The organism is Micromonospora sp. KC721, from assembly GCF_004348355.1.
Lineage (GTDB): Bacteria > Actinomycetota > Actinomycetes > Mycobacteriales > Micromonosporaceae > Micromonospora.
Window position 1 is genome coordinate 1 of sequence record NZ_SMJY01000155.1, and the last position, 15,020, is coordinate 15,020.

14 protein-coding genes are annotated in these 15,020 nt (G+C 73.4%); 7 read left to right on the forward strand and 7 right to left on the reverse strand.

Annotated features, from left to right (window positions below):
• Window positions 1-189 precede the first annotated feature (189 nt).
• Window positions 190-1,119: a hypothetical protein gene (locus E1182_RS22610; protein ID WP_132268652.1), complete on the reverse strand. Its 930-nt coding sequence runs from the start codon at window positions 1,117-1,119 to the stop codon at window positions 190-192.
• Window positions 1,120-1,216: 97 nt separating this feature from the next.
• Between E1182_RS22610 and cofD the strand changes: the two genes are divergently transcribed.
• Together cofD and E1182_RS22620 are read left to right on the forward strand one after the other, a co-directional pair.
• A complete protein-coding gene (gene cofD / locus E1182_RS22615; protein WP_132268654.1) occupies window positions 1,217-2,164 on the forward strand; it encodes a 2-phospho-L-lactate transferase in 948 nt (315 codons plus the stop codon).
• A complete protein-coding gene (locus tag E1182_RS22620; RefSeq protein WP_132268656.1) occupies window positions 2,161-3,249 on the forward strand; it encodes a coenzyme F420-0:L-glutamate ligase in 1,089 nt (362 codons plus the stop codon). Before cofD ends, E1182_RS22620 begins: the two co-directional genes overlap by 4 nt.
• Before the next feature lie 18 nt (window positions 3,250-3,267).
• Here the strand turns inward: E1182_RS22620 and E1182_RS22625 are convergent, their stop codons facing one another.
• A complete protein-coding gene (locus tag E1182_RS22625) occupies window positions 3,268-4,305 on the reverse strand; it encodes a hypothetical protein (protein WP_132268658.1) in 1,038 nt (345 codons plus the stop codon).
• A 39-nt stretch (window positions 4,306-4,344) separates the two neighbouring features.
• Between E1182_RS22625 and E1182_RS22630 the strand changes: the two genes are divergently transcribed.
• The gene (locus tag E1182_RS22630; protein WP_132268660.1) at window positions 4,345-4,992 is read left to right on the forward strand and encodes an NUDIX hydrolase; all 648 of its coding nucleotides are present in this window, start codon (window positions 4,345-4,347) and stop codon (window positions 4,990-4,992) included.
• Window positions 4,993-5,081: 89 nt separating this feature from the next.
• On the opposite strand, the gene E1182_RS22635 is transcribed toward E1182_RS22630, so the two are convergent.
• Window positions 5,082-6,173 carry a mannose-1-phosphate guanylyltransferase gene (locus E1182_RS22635; RefSeq protein WP_132268679.1) on the reverse strand — a complete coding sequence of 364 codons (1,092 nt, stop codon included), beginning with the start codon at window positions 6,171-6,173 and terminating at the stop codon, window positions 5,082-5,084.
• Between the two features lie 62 nt (window positions 6,174-6,235).
• Window positions 6,236-7,381 (reverse strand): glycosyltransferase family 1 protein, encoded by a 1,146-nt coding sequence (locus E1182_RS22640; protein ID WP_132268662.1) that lies wholly within the window; start codon window positions 7,379-7,381, stop codon window positions 6,236-6,238.
• Between the two features lie 151 nt (window positions 7,382-7,532).
• Here E1182_RS22640 and E1182_RS22645 point away from each other — a divergent pair, with 151 nt between their 5' ends.
• Entirely contained in the window at window positions 7,533-8,222 is a 690-nt protein-coding gene (locus tag E1182_RS22645) for a TIGR03089 family protein (protein WP_132268664.1), read from the forward strand.
• Between the two features lie 152 nt (window positions 8,223-8,374).
• Here E1182_RS22645 and E1182_RS22650 read toward each other — a convergent pair whose 3' ends face one another.
• Window positions 8,375-10,339, reverse strand: coding sequence for an acetoacetate--CoA ligase (locus tag E1182_RS22650; RefSeq protein ID WP_132268666.1), 1,965 nt, complete (start codon window positions 10,337-10,339; stop codon window positions 8,375-8,377).
• A 60-nt stretch (window positions 10,340-10,399) separates the two neighbouring features.
• Complete coding sequence (locus E1182_RS22655; RefSeq protein ID WP_132268668.1) at window positions 10,400-10,915, reverse strand: acyl-CoA thioesterase; 516 nt, start codon at window positions 10,913-10,915, stop codon at window positions 10,400-10,402.
• 23 nt (window positions 10,916-10,938) lie between these two features.
• Here E1182_RS22655 and E1182_RS22660 point away from each other — a divergent pair, with 23 nt between their 5' ends.
• The gene (locus tag E1182_RS22660) at window positions 10,939-11,604 is read left to right on the forward strand and encodes a hypothetical protein (RefSeq protein ID WP_132268671.1); all 666 of its coding nucleotides are present in this window, start codon (window positions 10,939-10,941) and stop codon (window positions 11,602-11,604) included.
• Window positions 11,605-11,658: 54 nt separating this feature from the next.
• Here E1182_RS22660 and E1182_RS22665 read toward each other — a convergent pair whose 3' ends face one another.
• Entirely contained in the window at window positions 11,659-12,822 is a 1,164-nt protein-coding gene (locus tag E1182_RS22665) for an acyl-CoA dehydrogenase family protein (RefSeq protein ID WP_132268673.1), read from the reverse strand.
• 250 nt (window positions 12,823-13,072) lie between these two features.
• Between E1182_RS22665 and E1182_RS22670 the strand changes: the two genes are divergently transcribed.
• Both E1182_RS22670 and E1182_RS22675 read left to right on the forward strand, forming a co-directional pair.
• Complete coding sequence (locus tag E1182_RS22670; protein WP_132268675.1) at window positions 13,073-14,500, forward strand: UDP-glucose/GDP-mannose dehydrogenase family protein; 1,428 nt, start codon at window positions 13,073-13,075, stop codon at window positions 14,498-14,500.
• 153 nt (window positions 14,501-14,653) lie between these two features.
• The coding region (locus E1182_RS22675; RefSeq protein WP_132268677.1) for a hypothetical protein at window positions 14,654-15,020 on the forward strand (367 nt) is incomplete at its 3' end.

Consider the following 15,020-nt stretch of genomic DNA (forward strand, 5'->3'; position numbering starts at 1 on the left):
CCACCTCGCACTGACCGTCGGCACGTCCTGGCCCGACCCAGCCCCGCGCCGCCCACACTCGGCTTGCGGCAAGTGGTGCTGTCGGCAGACCCAGACGGCCCGGAATGCCGCAGAGTGTTACCGACCAGCGGCGGGCCGGCCCGAATGGCGTGGGATGCCCCGTGTGCCGGCGACGTGGGGCGGCGACGGTCAGGACCCGGGTTCGTCCCGGCGGAGCATCTGGGTCCGGTCGCTGTCGTCGGCCGGCGGGGCCGGCGGCGCGCCCGCCTCACCCGGTTGCCGGGGGATGGCCTGGGTCGGGTCGGCCGACGGCGGCTGCCCGAACGGTGGCGCGGTGTTCGGCCCGGAGAACGGCGGCGCGGACTGCGGCGCGGCCCCGAACGCCGGCCCCGACTGCGGCGTCGCCCCGGATGCCGGTCCCGCGTTCGGCGCCGACGGCGAGCCGAACGCCGGCCCGGACTGCGGCGCGGCCCCGAACTGCGGCGCGGACGGCGCACCGTACGGGCCGCCGGCCGTCGGATAGCCGGCCTGACCCGGGGGCGGATACCCGGCGGTGGGGAAGGCACCCGGGGCCGGCTGCTGCGGCCAGCCCGGCTGCGGCTGCCCGTACAGGCCGGGCTGAGGCTGAGGCTTCGGGACGTGGTAGAGGGTGCGCCAGATCCGGTACACGACGAAGGCGGCGAGCGCGAAGATCGCGAACCAGGCCGTACGGGTCAACAGGCCGAGCAGTGCCCGCAGTACCTCCGCCTCGGCGAGCCGGCCGACCAGCCAGACCAGGACGGCCAGCGCACCGAGCAGCGCGCCGGCCGCGTACTCGACCAGGGCGACCTGGGTGATCTGCTTCGCCCGGCCGACGACCGGCGACACGTGGGTGGCGAGCAGCACCGCCAGCAGTGGCAGGACGATCGCCTGCAGACCGACGAAGGTGAAGAAGCTGTTCCCCATCCGGTCGGCGAAGCTGTTGTACCCGTAGACCGGCGTGAGCAGGTCGATGAAGGCGACGAACAGCAGCACGGCGTTCGCGGCGAGCAGCACCAGCGCCGCCAGTTCGCGCAACGGCCGGGTGAGTTGACGGGCCTGCTCGGCGTCGTGCGGCGCCGACTCGGCGGGGCTGGTCACGGGATCTCCCTCGGTCCAGACGGGCGGTTGCCGAGGTGAGCCTAGTCTCCCTGCCCAGCGGCGAGGGGGACGTGTCGGGTACGCGAGGATGGACGTCATGCGCATCGTGGTACTGACCGGCGGGATCGGCGGCGCCCGGTTCCTGCTCGGCGTCCGGGCGTTCGCCCGACAGGTGGGCGCCGAGGTGACCGCCGTGGTGAACGTCGGAGACGACCTGCTCCTGCACGGCCTGAAGGTCTGCCCCGACCTGGACAGTGTCATGTACACCCTGGGCGGCGGGGCCGACCCGGAGCGGGGCTGGGGACGGGCCGACGAAACCTGGACGGTCAAGGCGGAACTGGCCGCGTACGGGGCCGAGCCGACCTGGTTCGGGCTCGGGGACAAGGATGTCGCCACCCACCTGGTCCGGACCACCATGCTCCACGCCGGGTACCCGCTGTCGCAGGTGACCGAGGCGCTGGCGGCCCGCTGGCAGCCCGGCGTACGCCTGCTGCCGGCCACCGACGACCGCCTGGAGACCCACGTGGTGGTCGACCTCGACGGCGGCCAGCGGGCGATCCACTTCCAGGAGTGGTGGATCCGTCACCGGGCCGACATCCCCACCCACCGGTTCGTCTTCGTCGGCGCGGAGAACGCCAAGCCGGCCCCCGGGGTACGGGAGGCCGTCGCCGAGGCGGACGTGGTGCTGGTCGCGCCGAGCAACCCGGTGGTCAGCGTCGCTCCGGTGCTGGCCGTGCCGGGCCTGCGGGAGGCGGTGGTCGACGGGCCCGCGCCGGTCGTCGGCGTCTCGCCGATCATCGGCGGCGCGCCGGTGCGCGGGATGGCCGACCGTTGCCTGTCGGTGCTGGGCGTGGAGTGCAGCGCGGCCGGCGTCGGCCGGATGTACGGCGCGCGGCGCGACGGTGGCCTGCTCGACGGCTGGCTGGTCGCGCCGGAGGACGAGGGCACGCAGGTGCCCGGGGTGACGGTCCGGTCCGCGCCGCTGCGGATGACCGACGAGGCGGCGACGGCGGACATGGTGCGGGCCGCGTTGGAGCTGCGGTGAGACTGGAGATCCTGCCGGTGCCGGGCATCGGCGACGTGACCGAGGGCGACGATCTGGCGGTGTTGATCGCCACTGCCGCGCCGTGGCTGCGCGACGGGGATGTGCTGATCGTCACCAGCAAGATCGTGTCAAAGGCGGAGGGTCGGCTGGTCGATGTGCCGGCGGACGGCCCGCAGCGGCTCGCGGCCCGGGACGAGGTGCTGGCCGCCGAAACCGCCCGGGTGGTGGCCACCCGGGGAGCGACCCGGATCGTGCAGACCCACCACGGCTTCGTGATGGCCTCCGCCGGGATCGACGCGTCCAATGTCGACAAGACCCGGTTGGTGTTGCTGCCCGAGGATCCGGACGCGTCGGCCCGGGCGCTGCGCTCGGCGCTGCGGGAGCGTTACGACCTGGACGTCGCTGTGATCATCACCGACACGATGGGCCGACCGTGGCGCAACGGGTTGACCGATGTCGCGCTCGGGGTGGCCGGGATGTCCGCGATCCGGGACCACCGGGGCGAGATCGACCCGTACGGCAACGAGCTGCAGCTCACCCAGATGGCCGTGGCCGACGAGTTGGCCGGTGCCGGCGAGCTGATCAAGGGCAAGTGCGACCAGGTTCCGGTCGCGGTGGTCCGGGGCTATCTGGGCGGCACCCGGGGCGACGACGGCACCGGTGCGGCGGCCCTGGTCCGGGACGCCTCGATGGACCTGTTCTCCCTCGGTACCGCCGAGGCGAAGGCGGCCGGCCTGCGGGAGGCCGCCACCCTGCCCGACGGTCCGGGGGAGACGGCGGCCGACCCGGCGGCGGTGGCCCAGGCGATCGCCGCGGTGGCCGACGTGGTCGCGCCCGGCACGGTCTTCACCCACGTCACCGACGACGAGGTACGCGCCGGACTGGTCGGGAAGGTCGCCGGGTGGCCGGAGCGGGCCCACGGGCTCGTCCTCGGCATGGCGCCCACCCCGGTCGACCGGGCCGATCTGGTGCGCTTCGGCGCCGACGTGCAGCGGCTGCGGACCGCGCTGGCCGCCGAGGGCGTGCCGTCGGCGCTGCTGCCGCCGCCGGAGGGCAGCACCGCCAGCGCCTGCCTGGCGCTCTGATCGAACGCCGTCGGGCCGTCAGCCCACCCAGAGCGCCACCCGGTGGTCCTCGTCGGTGACGTAGAAGCAGGCCCCGTCGCACTCGGCCAGCCCCTCCACATGGTGGAAGGGCGCCAGGTCGGCCACCACCTCCCCCGGAATCCGGTGCTCGTCGGCGCCCGGATCCCAGCGGAACCGGACGTGCCGGGAGGTCACCTCGCCGCCGGTGGGGTGGGCGTCCAGCAACACGGAGCCCTTGCCGAGCGCGTCGATCGACCCGATCACCGCCGCGTACCCGCCGTCGGGGGTGGGCGTGACGGCCCGGAAGCCGGCCAGCGCGCCGGGCGGGGTCACCCCGGTCAGCGCGTACGCCCGGCCGGCGCGGGGCCAGGCGGCGTCGGCGAACATCTCCGGCACCCCGGCCAACTCCACCAGGATCGGTTCCCCGTCGGCGGTCACCGGGAACCGGAGCCCGAGCAGCGCCGTACCGTCCGGGGCGAAGGCGGCGGCCTCCACGTTGAGCGGCAGGTCGTCCTCGGCCAACCGGGTCACCCAGCTCTTCGCCCGTGCGGTGCCGCGGGCCAGCGTCTCGACGATGAACCGGCTCCGCACCCGGTCGCCGGGCGGCAACGGGGAGAACGACGCCTTCGCCAGCGCGTCGTTGACCGCACGGTGCAACCGGAACCGGTTGCGGACCACCTGGACCGGCAGGGTGCCGGCCGCCGCGTCGTCCTCCCGGAACCGGGCCACGAAGGCGCGGCGGGGGCGCAGCGGGCCGCCCTTGGATCCGAAGTGCGAACCGAAGACGTACACCCAGCCGTCGTGGTGGGCCAACGCCTCGCCGTCCTCGGTGCGACCGTTCTCCGACCCCGCGTCGGCCGTCACGTGGTGGGCGGCCCACTCACCGTCACCGCGTTCCAGCAGCAACGCCAGGCAGCGCTCGACCGGCCCCTCGTCCAGCACCGTCCAGAAGCCACGCCGGGCCCGGTGCGCGCGCAGCAGGGCCGGTGAGCGGACCGGCAGCAGGTCGCTGGCCTCGTTGCCGGCCACGACGAACTCGACGAGTCGCAGGGTCACCGGGCCAGGGTACGGAACGGGTGCTCGTAGAGTGTCGGGATGCCCGACGCCTCCCCCACCACCGAGTCCGCCGTCCCATCCGCGCCCCGACCCGGGTCGGACCCCCACGCCGACCACGGATCGGAGCCCGACGGGCGGCGGGCATTGCACGCCGACGCGGTCGCGGTACTCACCGACTGGGCGGCGACCAGCCCGACCGCCGGTGAGGCACGGGACCGGACCCTGGAACTGCTGGCCGCCGGCCCGATGGCGACCGACCGCGGTCACCTGCCGGGCCACCTCACCGCCAGCGCGCTGGTGCTCGACTCCACCGGGTCCCGGGTGCTGCTCTGCCTGCACGGCAAGTTCCGTAGGTGGGTGCAGCTCGGTGGGCACTGCGAGAGCGACGACCGGACGCTGGCCGGGGCCGCGCTGCGCGAGGCGACCGAGGAGTCGGGCATCGCCGGGCTGGTGATCGACCCGGTGCCGATCGACGTGGACATCCATCCGGTCGCCTGCCAGGGCGGTTCACTGCACCACGACGTACGCTTCGCGGTCTTCGCCCCGCCGGGCGCGGTGGAGCGGGTCAGCGACGAGTCCGAGGCGCTGGGCTGGTTCCCGCCGGATCGGCTGCCCGAGCCGCTGGCCAGCGCGACGGCCCGACTGGTGGCACCGGCCCTGGCCGCCCTGGCCCGCCGTACCAGCTGACCCGCCGACGGCCGTCCGAATCGATCCCCGCCGGCGGCCCGGGCGGCATCCCGCCGGCCGGCGGTGGGCCGGCCGGCGGGGAGCCTGGGTCAGGTCAGGCCCTCCTCGCCGCGCTCCTTGAGCACGTCGACCAGCGCCTTGACGTCCTGGGCCCGCTGGCGGGGGCAGACCAGCACCACGTCTGGGGTGTCCACCAGGATCAGGTCCCGTACGCCGAGCGCGGCGACCAGCCGGCCGGACTGCGGCACCACCACCAGGTCGTGGGCGTCGTGCAGCAGCACCCCGGGCTTCGCTTCGGTGCCGAGCACGACGTTGCCGGCGGCGTCGGCCGGAAGCACCTCACCGAGGGTGTGGAAGTCGCCGACGTCGTTCCAGCCGAAATCGCCGGGGACCGTCGCCACCCGGCCGGCGGTGGCCGCGCCCTCCATCACCGCGTAGTCGACCGAGATCTTCGGCAGGGTGGGCCACACGGTGCCGAGAATCTCGTCCTGCTCGGGGGTGCCCCAGGCAGCCGCGATGGTGGTGACCCCGGCGTGCAGCACCGGCTGCTGCCGGGCCAGTTCGGCGAGGAAGACGTCCACCCGCCAGACGAACATGCTGGCGTTCCAGAGGTGCCGCCCGGAGCGCAGGTACGCCTCGGCGACCGCAGCGGCCGGCTTCTCCTTGAACTCGGCCACCCGGCGCAGCGGACCATCCCCGACCGGTTCACCGGTCTCCAGGTAGCCGTAGCCGGTCTCGGCGCGGGTCGGGGTGATGCCCACCGTCATCAGCAGCCCCTGTTCCGCGCCACGCACCGCCGCGCGGACCGTCTCCACCCAGCCGTCGGCGTCACGGATCAGGTGGTCGGCCGCGAAGGAGCCCATCACCGCCGCCGGGTCGCGTTGCGCGATCACCGCCGCGGCCAGCGCGATCGCCGCGCAGGAATCCCGGGGCGAGGGCTCCACCAGGATGTTCTCCTCGGGCAGCCCGGTCAGCTGCCGGGCGACCGCCGCCGCGTGCGCGGCCCCGGTGACGACCAGGATCCGCTCCGGTGTGGCCAGTGGCCCCAGCCGGTTCACCGTCGCCTGGAGCAGGGACGCGCTGGTGCCGGTGAGCGGATGGAGGAACTTGGGATGCCCCGCGCGGGACAGCGGCCACAACCTCGTGCCGCTGCCACCCGCCGGGATGACGGCGTAGAGCATCAGCACATCATGCCCGAACCGGCCCGGCTGGTGAGCCAGGTCGGCGGCGGGATCGGGACCGGTCAGCTCCGGGCCCGGGTCCACGCCGCGATGTGCACCTCCGCACTGGACTCCCAGGTGAACTCCTTCGCCCGGTCGAAGCCCGCCTTGGCCAGCGCGAGCCGGCGGGGCTCGTCGTCGAGGAGGGCGGCCAGGTCGGTGGCGATCTGGTCCGGGTCCTCGCTGGTGTAGGCGACCGCGTCCCCGCCGACCTCCGGCAGGGACAGGCGCGGCGTGGTGAGCACCGGGGCGGCGCAGGCCATGGCCTCCAGGATCGGCAGCCCGAAACCCTCCCCGTACGAGGGGTAGGCCGCGACCAGCGCCCCGCCCAGGAAACCGGGCAGGTCGGCGTAGCGCAGGTAACCGGGTCGCAGCAGCCGCAGGTGTGACGGGACCTCCGCCACCGCGCGGTCGATGTCGTCGTCGTGCCCCTGCCCGCCAGCGACCACCAGAGCCGGCGGGTTCTCCCGGTCGCCCACCGCCCGGGCCCAGCCGCGGATCAGGTTCGGTACGTTCTTGCGCGGCTCCTTCGCGCCGAGGAAGGCGACATAGCTGCTGCCACCCAGCCCCAGCCGGGCGCGTACCCGGGCCTTCTCCTCCTCGCCCGGGGCGTGGAAGGCCGCCTGGTCGACCCCGTGGTAGGCGACGTCGATCCTGGTCGGATCGGCGTCGAGCAGCCGGATCAGCTCGTCGCGGGTGGCTTTGCTCGGCACGATGACCCGGTCCGCGCGGCGCAGCGAGGTCTTGATGGCGCTGCGGAAGAACGTCCGGCGGGACTTGTCGTAGTGCTCGGGCTCGGTGAAGAAGGTCGCGTCGTGCACGGTGACGGTGACCGGACAGCCGGCCCGCAGCGGGCAGGTGTAGAACGGTGAGTGCAGCACCTCCGCGCCGACCTGCTGGGCGAGCAGCGGCAGACCGGTCTGCTCCCAGGCGAGCCGGGCGGGGCGGTGCGCGACGGCCGCCGGGGCGGGCACCACCTCCGCCCCCGGCAGCATCCGGGTGTAGCGCTCGAGATCGGTACGGAGGCTGACGACCACCAGGTCGACCGCCGAACCGCAGACTCTGCCGAGCGCGCCGAGCAGGCCATCGACGTATCTACCGACGCCGCCACGGTCGGCGGGGACACTCGTGGCGTCGATGAGCACGCGGGGCGGGCGACCGGCGGTCACGGGGCGACTCCTTGAACTGGCGGGTCTGTGGGGAACAACACTCGGGGCAAGCCTACGCCGATGCCCGGCCGGCACGCTGACTGCGACCCGACCGTACGCCGACTTGTCGTCGTCATCGAGTACGCGCCTGGGACGCGTATCGTTCGCGCCGATGGCCGACAACATTGCCCGGGTCTTCGCCGACGCGATCGCGACCGACCCGACCCGACCCCTGCTGACCTGGTACGACGACGCCACCGGGGAACGCACCGAACTCTCCGGCGCGACGCTGGCGAACTGGGTGGCCAAGACGGCCAACCTGCTCGTCGACGACCTGGCCCGCCAGCCCGGCGACACCGCCGGGATACTGCTGCCGCCGCACTGGCAGACCGCCGTGGTGCTGCTGGGCTGCTGGTCGGCGAAGCTGACGGTGACCGACAGGCCGGGCGAGGTGGACGTCCTCTTCGCCGCCGCCGGCCGGGCCGCCGAGGCGGACGCCTGGTCGGCCGGGGACTCCTACGCCCTCGCGCTCGACCCGTTCGCCCTGCCGATGCGCCAGGTGCCGGCCGGTTTCGTCGACTTCGTCAGCGAGGTACGCGGGCACGGCGACCACTTCACGCCGTACCCCCGGGGTGGCCCGGGCGACGCGGAGTTGCTGGCCCGCGCGGCGGCCCGGGCGACGGAGCTGGGGCTGGGCCCCGACGACCGGCTGCTGGTCGACGTCGACCGGCACCCCGACCCGGTCGACTGGCTGCTCACCCCGCTGACCGCCGGCGCGAGCGTGGTGCCCTGCGGCAACCTGGACCCGGCCCGGGTGGCGTCCCGCGCTGCGGCCGAGCGGGTCACCCGTACGCTGCACTGACGTCCGCCGGCCGGGTCCGGCCGCGAACCGACCCTGCCATGATCAACTCAGCGTGCAGGCATGTCGGGGTGTCCTCGCCGCCGGACACCCCAACCTGCCGCGAGCAAAGCGCGTGCCGCGTCCCGCGCGTGATTCGCGGCGCGCGGGGTGAATCAGGCGCGGCGCTGGGCGAAGGCGGCGAAGGCGGCCAGGGACTCGGGGTTGGCCAGGGCACCGGTGGCGGCGGCCCGATCGACCGGGACGCCGGTGAGGATCTTCTTGACCGGGACCTCCAGCTTCTTCGCCGAGAGGGTTCGCGGGACGGCACGGACCTGGTGGATCTCGTCGGGGACGTGCCGGGGCGACAGCGCGGTCCGCAGCTCCCGGCAGATCCTCGCGCGCAGCCCGTCGTCGAGCGCCAGCCCGTCGGCGAGGACCACGAAGAGCAGCAACTCCCCCGCACCGCCCTCGTCGTCCTCCAGGTGCACCACCACCGAGTCGACGACCTCGTCCAGCCCTTCCACCACCGAGTAGAACTCGGCGGTGCCGAGCCGGACCCCGCCCCGGTTGAGGGTGGCGTCGGAACGCCCGGTGATCACGCAGCCACCCCGCTCGTTGATGGTGATCCAGTCGCCGTGCCGCCACACACCCGGGTAGGTCTCGAAGTACGCCTCGCGGTAGCGGCGGCCGTCCGGGTCGTTCCAGAACCCGACCGGCATGCTCGGCATCGGCGCGGCGATCACCAACTCGCCCAGTTCCCCGACGACCGGGGTGCCGTCGGCCGAGCGGGCCTCCACCCGGGCACCGAGCGCCCGGCAGGTGATCTCCCCGGCGTGCACCGGCAGCAGCGGGACCCCGCCGACGAAACCGGTGCACACGTCCGTGCCACCGGACAGCGACTGGAGTTGGAGGTCGTCACCGACGTTCTCGTACACCCAGCGGAAACCCTCGGCGGGCAGCGGCGCTCCGGTCGAGCCGACCCCGCGCAGCGCCGAGAGGTCGGCGACCTCCCGGGGCACCAGCCCGGCCTTGCGGCAGGCCAGCAGGAACGGCGCCGAGGTGCCGAAGTACGTGGTGCCGGTCCGCGCGGCCAGCCGCCACAGCGCCGCCAGGTCGGGATGGCCCGGGTTGCCGTCGAACAGCACGATCGCCGCCCCCACCGCCGGGCCGGAGACCAGGAAGTTCCACATCATCCAGCCGGTGGTGGTGAACCAGAAGAACCGGTCGGACGGGCCCAGGTCGTGGTGCAGGGCCAGCATCTTCAGGTGCTCCAGCAGGATGCCACCGTGACCGTGCACGATCGGCTTGGGCAGCCCGGTGGTGCCCGAGGAGTAGAGCACGTAGAGCGGATGGTCGAACGGCACCGGGGCGAAACTCGCCGGTTCGTCGGTGGCGGCGGCCAGGTCGTCCCAGCCGATCGCGCCCTCCGGCGGCGGGCCGGCCGGGTCGAGGTAGGAGATGCCGACGGTGTACGCCAGCGTCGGCAGCGCCGCCCGGATCGCGGCCACCTCGCCGCGCCGGTCCACCGACCTGTCGCCGTACCGGTAGCCGTCAACCGCGACCAGGACCTTCGGCTCGATCTGCCGCCACCGGTCGGTGACACTGCGGGTGCCGAACTCCGGGGCGCAGGACGAGAAGACCGCGCCGAGGCTGGCCGTGGCCAGCATCAGCACGTACGTCTCGGGGATGTTCGGCGCGTACGCCGCGACCCGGTCCCCGGCGACCACACCGAGCCGGCGCAACCCGGCCGCCACCCGGCGGACCCGCTCACGCAGTTCGGCCGCGGTCAGTGTGACCGGCGGGCGGGTCTGGCCGTGCGCGATCACCACCGGGTCGTCGTCGGCCAGGCCCGGCATCCGCAGCACGTTCTCGGCGTAGTTGAGTGTCGCGCCGGGGAACCAGCGGGTGCCGGGCATCCCGAGCGCGGTCAGGGTCGCCGTCGGCGGGGTGTGCGCGACGACCTCGAAGTGGTCCCAGACCGAGCGCCAGAAGGCATCGAGGTCGGTGACCGACCAGCGCCACAGTTCGTCGTAGTCGGCGAAGTTCAGCCCTCGGTGCTCGCGCAGCCAGCGCAGGTAGTTCCCGATCCGGGACCGCTCGCGCACGTCCGCCGGCGGCGTCCACAGCACGTCACCCACTGCTCCACCCTTCCTGCGGCCCCGGACGGCGATGTTCGTGGGCCGTGGCGCCATCTTGCCTCAGCCCGCCCGGTGTGCCTGGATGGCCCGGCGTTTGGCCAGCCGGTGCGCCCGGCGGATCTCCGCCTCCCGGAACCGGCGCTCGTCGTCCGCGCTCTGCGGCAGCACCGGCGGGACCGGCCGCGGCGCACCGCCCAGGTCGACGGCGACGAAGACCAGGTACGCGGTGACCACCCGCACCGGCTCGTCCTCGGCCGAGTCCCACCGCTCGGAGACGACCTTCACCCCCACCTCCATCGAGGTGTGCCCGGTCCAGTTCACCTGGGCGTGCGCGTGCACGAGGTCGCCGACCCGGACCGGCTCGGAGAAGACGATCTCGTCGATCGAGGCGGTGACCGCCGTGCCGCCGCTGTGCCGGGCGGCGGCCGCGCCCGCCACGTCGTCGACGAACTTCATCAACACCCCGCCGTGCACGGTGCCGTACAGGTTGACATCGACGGCAGTCATGATGCGACTCAGCGTGACGCGAGAGTACGAGGTGGGTTTGCCCTGCGGGGCGGAGGGGTGCTCGGTCATGCCAGAGACGGTACGGTGCGCCAATGCGACATCTCTGGAGCTTCCTCGCCGGTTTGGTGGTGGCGCCCATCACCTGGGTGCTGGTCACCCTCGGGCAGGACGGGTCGGGTCGGACCGTGGACCGCTGGGTGGAGATCGGCACGTACAGCACGCCCAACCTGATCGAGCCGGCCGTCTATCTCGGCGTGGCCGGCGTCCTGCTCGGTCTGCTCGGCACGCTGCGTGTCTCCCCGCTCGGCCCGCTGGTCGCCGGGCTGCTGCTGGTCACCCCGTACGTCGGGATGTTCATCGCGCCGTTCGCCGTGCTCGACCGGATCCCCGCCGGCTGGCGGGTCCTCGGTGACCCGCTACCGCTGAGTCTGCCGGTACGCAACGGCACCCTGTTCCTGATCGGGCTGGCGCTGCTGCTGGCGACGTTCAGCATCCAGCGGTGGCGACGCTGGCCGGCGCGGGCGACCCCCGAGGCACCGGCGGCCCCGGCCGACGACACGCCCACGGAGAACACCTTCACCCTGGGCGACTGGCCGCCGTCGGGCGGCGGAAGCGAACCGGACACCGCGCCGCTCACGCTCGGCTACCCGAGCCCGGACACCCCCACCGAGCCGCTGCCCCGGCGCACCGGCGTCGAGTCGCCGTGGACCTCCCCGCCCCGGTACGGGGCCAGGCCGGGGGACCCGGACAACCGGTGACGGCAACGGGCGGGCCGGGTCATCCCGGCCCGCCCGTTGCCGGGTACGTCCGCCTCAGCCCTTGAGCAGTTGGCGGGCCATCACGATGCGCTGCACCTGATTGGTGCCCTCGTAGATCTGGGTGATCTTGGCGTCCCGCATCATCCGCTCGACCGGGTAGTCCCGGGTGTAGCCGTAGCCGCCGAGCAACTGCACCGCGTCGGTGGTGATCTCCATGGCGGCGTCCGAGGCGAAGCACTTGGCGGCCGCGCCGAAGTAGGTCAGGTCGGCGTCGCCACGCTCGGACTTCCCGGCGGCGGCGTAGGTGAGCTGCCGGGCCGCCTCCAGCTTCATGCCCATGTCGGCGAGCATGAACTGGACGCCCTGGAACTCCGCGACCGCCCTGCCGAACTGCTTGCGTTCCTGGACGTACCCCTTGGCGTAGTCGAGGGCGCCCTGCGCGATGCCGACGGCCTGGGCGGCGATGGTGACCCGGGTGTGGTCCAGGGTCTTCATCGCGGTGGCGAAGCCGGTGCCCTCGGCGCCGATCATCCGGTCGGCCGGGACGCGTACGTTGTCGAGGTAGACCTCCCGGGTCGGGGAGCCCTTGATGCCGAGCTTCTTCTCCGGGGCGCCGAAGCTGACCCCCGGGTCGGACTTCTCGACAACGAAGGCGGAGATGCCCTTCGACCGGGCTGTGGGATCGGTCACAGCGAAGACGGTGTAGAACTCCGAGACTCCCGCGTTGGTGATCCACCGCTTCACCCCGTTGAGCACCCAGTGGTCGCCGTCCCGAACGGCTCGGGTGGTCATCGAGGCCGCGTCGCTGCCCGCCTCCGGTTCGGACAGGCAGTACGAGAACATGGCCTCGCCGGCGGCGACCCGGGTCAGGTACGTCCGCTTCAGCTCGTCGGAGCCGGCCAGGATCAGCGGCATCGTGCCGAGCTTGTTGACCGCCGGGATCAGCGAGGACGAGGCGCAGGCCCGCGCCACCTCCTCGATCACGATCGCCGTGGCGAGGGCGTCCGCGCCGGCACCGCCGTACTCGACCGGGATGTGCGGGGCGTGGAAGTCCGCGGCGCGCAGCGCGTCGTACGATGCCTTCGGGAACTCGCCGGTCTCGTCGGCCTCGGCGGCATGGGGAGCCACCTTCGCGGCACAGATCTCCCGGACCGCGGCGCGGATCGCCTCGTGCTCCTCGGGCAACCGGTAGACGTCGAACGACTCCTCTGCGGCCATGTCGGCCCACCCCTTCCACGGCTATCATGCGCAGTCTGTGGCGTGACGAAGGCTGCCGACTGCCGCAGACTGAAGGATAGCCATGGGGTCCGGCCCGACCCTACCGGCGGGTAGGCTCGCGTACGACGGTCGTCGGCCCGGCACAACTACCCTCACACCAGACGACGAAGGTTTCCTCGGTGCCCGGCCTTGGCGCCCCAGCCGATTGCGACGCAATGAAGCGCCGCCAGTGCGAGCGGAGAAGACAGGCGTGACGATCCCGTACCCGAACATCCAGCCGGTGCCCGCCATCGCGCCGGTGACGCCGCCCTCGGGTGCGCCGCGGCCCCGGGTCACCTTCCTCGGCACCGGATACCTCGGCGCGACGTACGCGATCTGCTACGCCGAGCTGGGCTACGAGGTCCTCGGCTTCGACGTGGACGTCGACAAGATCGCCAAGCTGAACGCCGGCGAGGTGCCGATCCACGAGCCGGGCCTGGACGAGCTGCTCAAGCGGAATCTGGCCGCCGGCCGGCTGCGGTTCAGCACCGACATCGCCGAGACCGCCCACTTCGGTGACGTGCACTTCATCTGCGTGGGCACCCCGCAGCGCGCCGACGGCATGGGTGCCGACCTGTCGTACGTCGAGGCGTCGGTGGTCAGCCTGGCCCAGCACCTGACCCGCAAGGCGCTGATCGTCGGCAAGTCCACCGTCCCGGTCGGCACTGCCGAGTGGGTGGAGCAGCTCGTCGGCAAGCATGCCCCGGCCGACCTCGGCGTCGAGGTGGCCTGGAGCCCCGAGTTCCTCCAGGAGGGCTTCGCCGTCGACGACGTGCTGCGCCCCAACCGGATCGTGGTCGGTGTCAAGAGCGACTGGGCCAACGCCATGCTCTACGCGGCCCACAAGGGCGTGTTCGACCTGGCCGCCACCGAGGACCGGGAGGTCCCTCTGGTGGTCACCGACTTCGCCACCGCCGAGCTGGTCAAGGTCGCCGCGAACGCCTTCCTGGCCACCAAGATCTCCTTCATCAACGCGATGGCCGAGGTCTGCGAGGCCGCCGGTGGCGACGTCACCCAGCTGGCCCGGGCCATCGGATACGACCCGCGCATCGGCAACCGGTTCCTCCAGGCCGGCCTCGGCTTCGGCGGCGCCTGCCTGCCCAAGGACATCCGCGCCTTCCAGGCCCGGGCGCAGGAGCTGGGCGCGGGCGAGGCGCTGCGTTTCCTGCACGAGGTGGACCTGATCAACCTGCGCCGCCGCACCCGGGTGCTCCAGCTCGCGGCCGAGCTGCTCGGCCGCCGTTCCGGCCCGGCCGGCCCGGACTTCGCCGGTACCCGGATCGCCGTACTCGGCGCCACCTTCAAACCCAACACCGACGACGTCCGGGACGCCCCGGCGCTCGCCGTCGCCGCGCTGCTGCAGAAGGCCGGGGCCGACGTGCACGTGTACGACCCGCAGGGCACCGAGAACGCCCGCCGGGTGGCCCCCGAGCTGACCTACGAGGCCAGCATGAACGACGCCGTCACCGGGGCCGACCTGATCTGCGTACTCACCGAGTGGGCCGACTTCCGCAACGCCGACCCGGTCGCCCTCGGCGAGTTGGTCGCCGGACGCCGGGTGGTCGACGGGCGCAACTGCCTCGACTCGGCACTGTGGATCCACGCCGGCTGGGACTACCGGGGCATGGGCCGGCCCTGACCTCCTGCTGAGCGCCGCCCGGGAGGCACCGCCTCCCGGGCGGCGCTTTTTGTTGTCCCGAATCGCAGTGCCGGGTGTCGAAATCCGCGCCGCGTCAGGGCATGCTGCGACAGTGGGGATCCACAGTGCGCCGGCGGCCGGGTGGAGGGTGTCGTGGAGAACTTTCAGTGCCCCTCGTGCGGGCGGCAGTTCACACCGGCCGCGCGCTGCCCGCACTGCGCGGCCGACCAGCCACGCTGGCGGGAGCACCTGGCCGAGGTCGAACGCTCGATCGCCGAGCTGAAGGCGCGCGACGCGGCGATCGCCGCCGAGCAGCGGCAGATCGCCGCGAAGATGCAGGCCGCCCTCTTCCAGCGGGACATCCTCGCGCACGCCGGCGAGGAACGGATCAAGCAGGCCGCCCGCCCCCGGCGGGTGCTGCGCCGCAAGCCCGGCCGCCGGCCGCCGACCGCGGCCACCGGTGCGCCGCCACGGGTGCCCCGGCAGGGCCCCGCGGCACCCGGCCCGGCGGACGCCCCGC

Coding starts and splice junctions, on each gene's coding strand:
- cofD (WP_132268654.1), top strand. CDS start 1,217: ATGCGCATCGTGGTACTGACCGGCGGGATCGGCGGCGCCCGGTTCCTG.
- E1182_RS22630 (WP_132268660.1), top strand. CDS start 4,345: ATGCCCGACGCCTCCCCCACCACCGAGTCCGCCGTCCCATCCGCGCCC.
- E1182_RS22635 (WP_132268679.1), bottom strand. CDS start 6,173: ATGCTCTACGCCGTCATCCCGGCGGGTGGCAGCGGCACGAGGTTGTGG.
- E1182_RS22645 (WP_132268664.1), top strand. CDS start 7,533: ATGGCCGACAACATTGCCCGGGTCTTCGCCGACGCGATCGCGACCGAC.
- E1182_RS22655 (WP_132268668.1), bottom strand. CDS start 10,915: ATGACCGAGCACCCCTCCGCCCCGCAGGGCAAACCCACCTCGTACTCT.
- E1182_RS22660 (WP_132268671.1), top strand. CDS start 10,939: ATGCGACATCTCTGGAGCTTCCTCGCCGGTTTGGTGGTGGCGCCCATC.
- E1182_RS22665 (WP_132268673.1), bottom strand. CDS start 12,822: ATGGCCGCAGAGGAGTCGTTCGACGTCTACCGGTTGCCCGAGGAGCAC.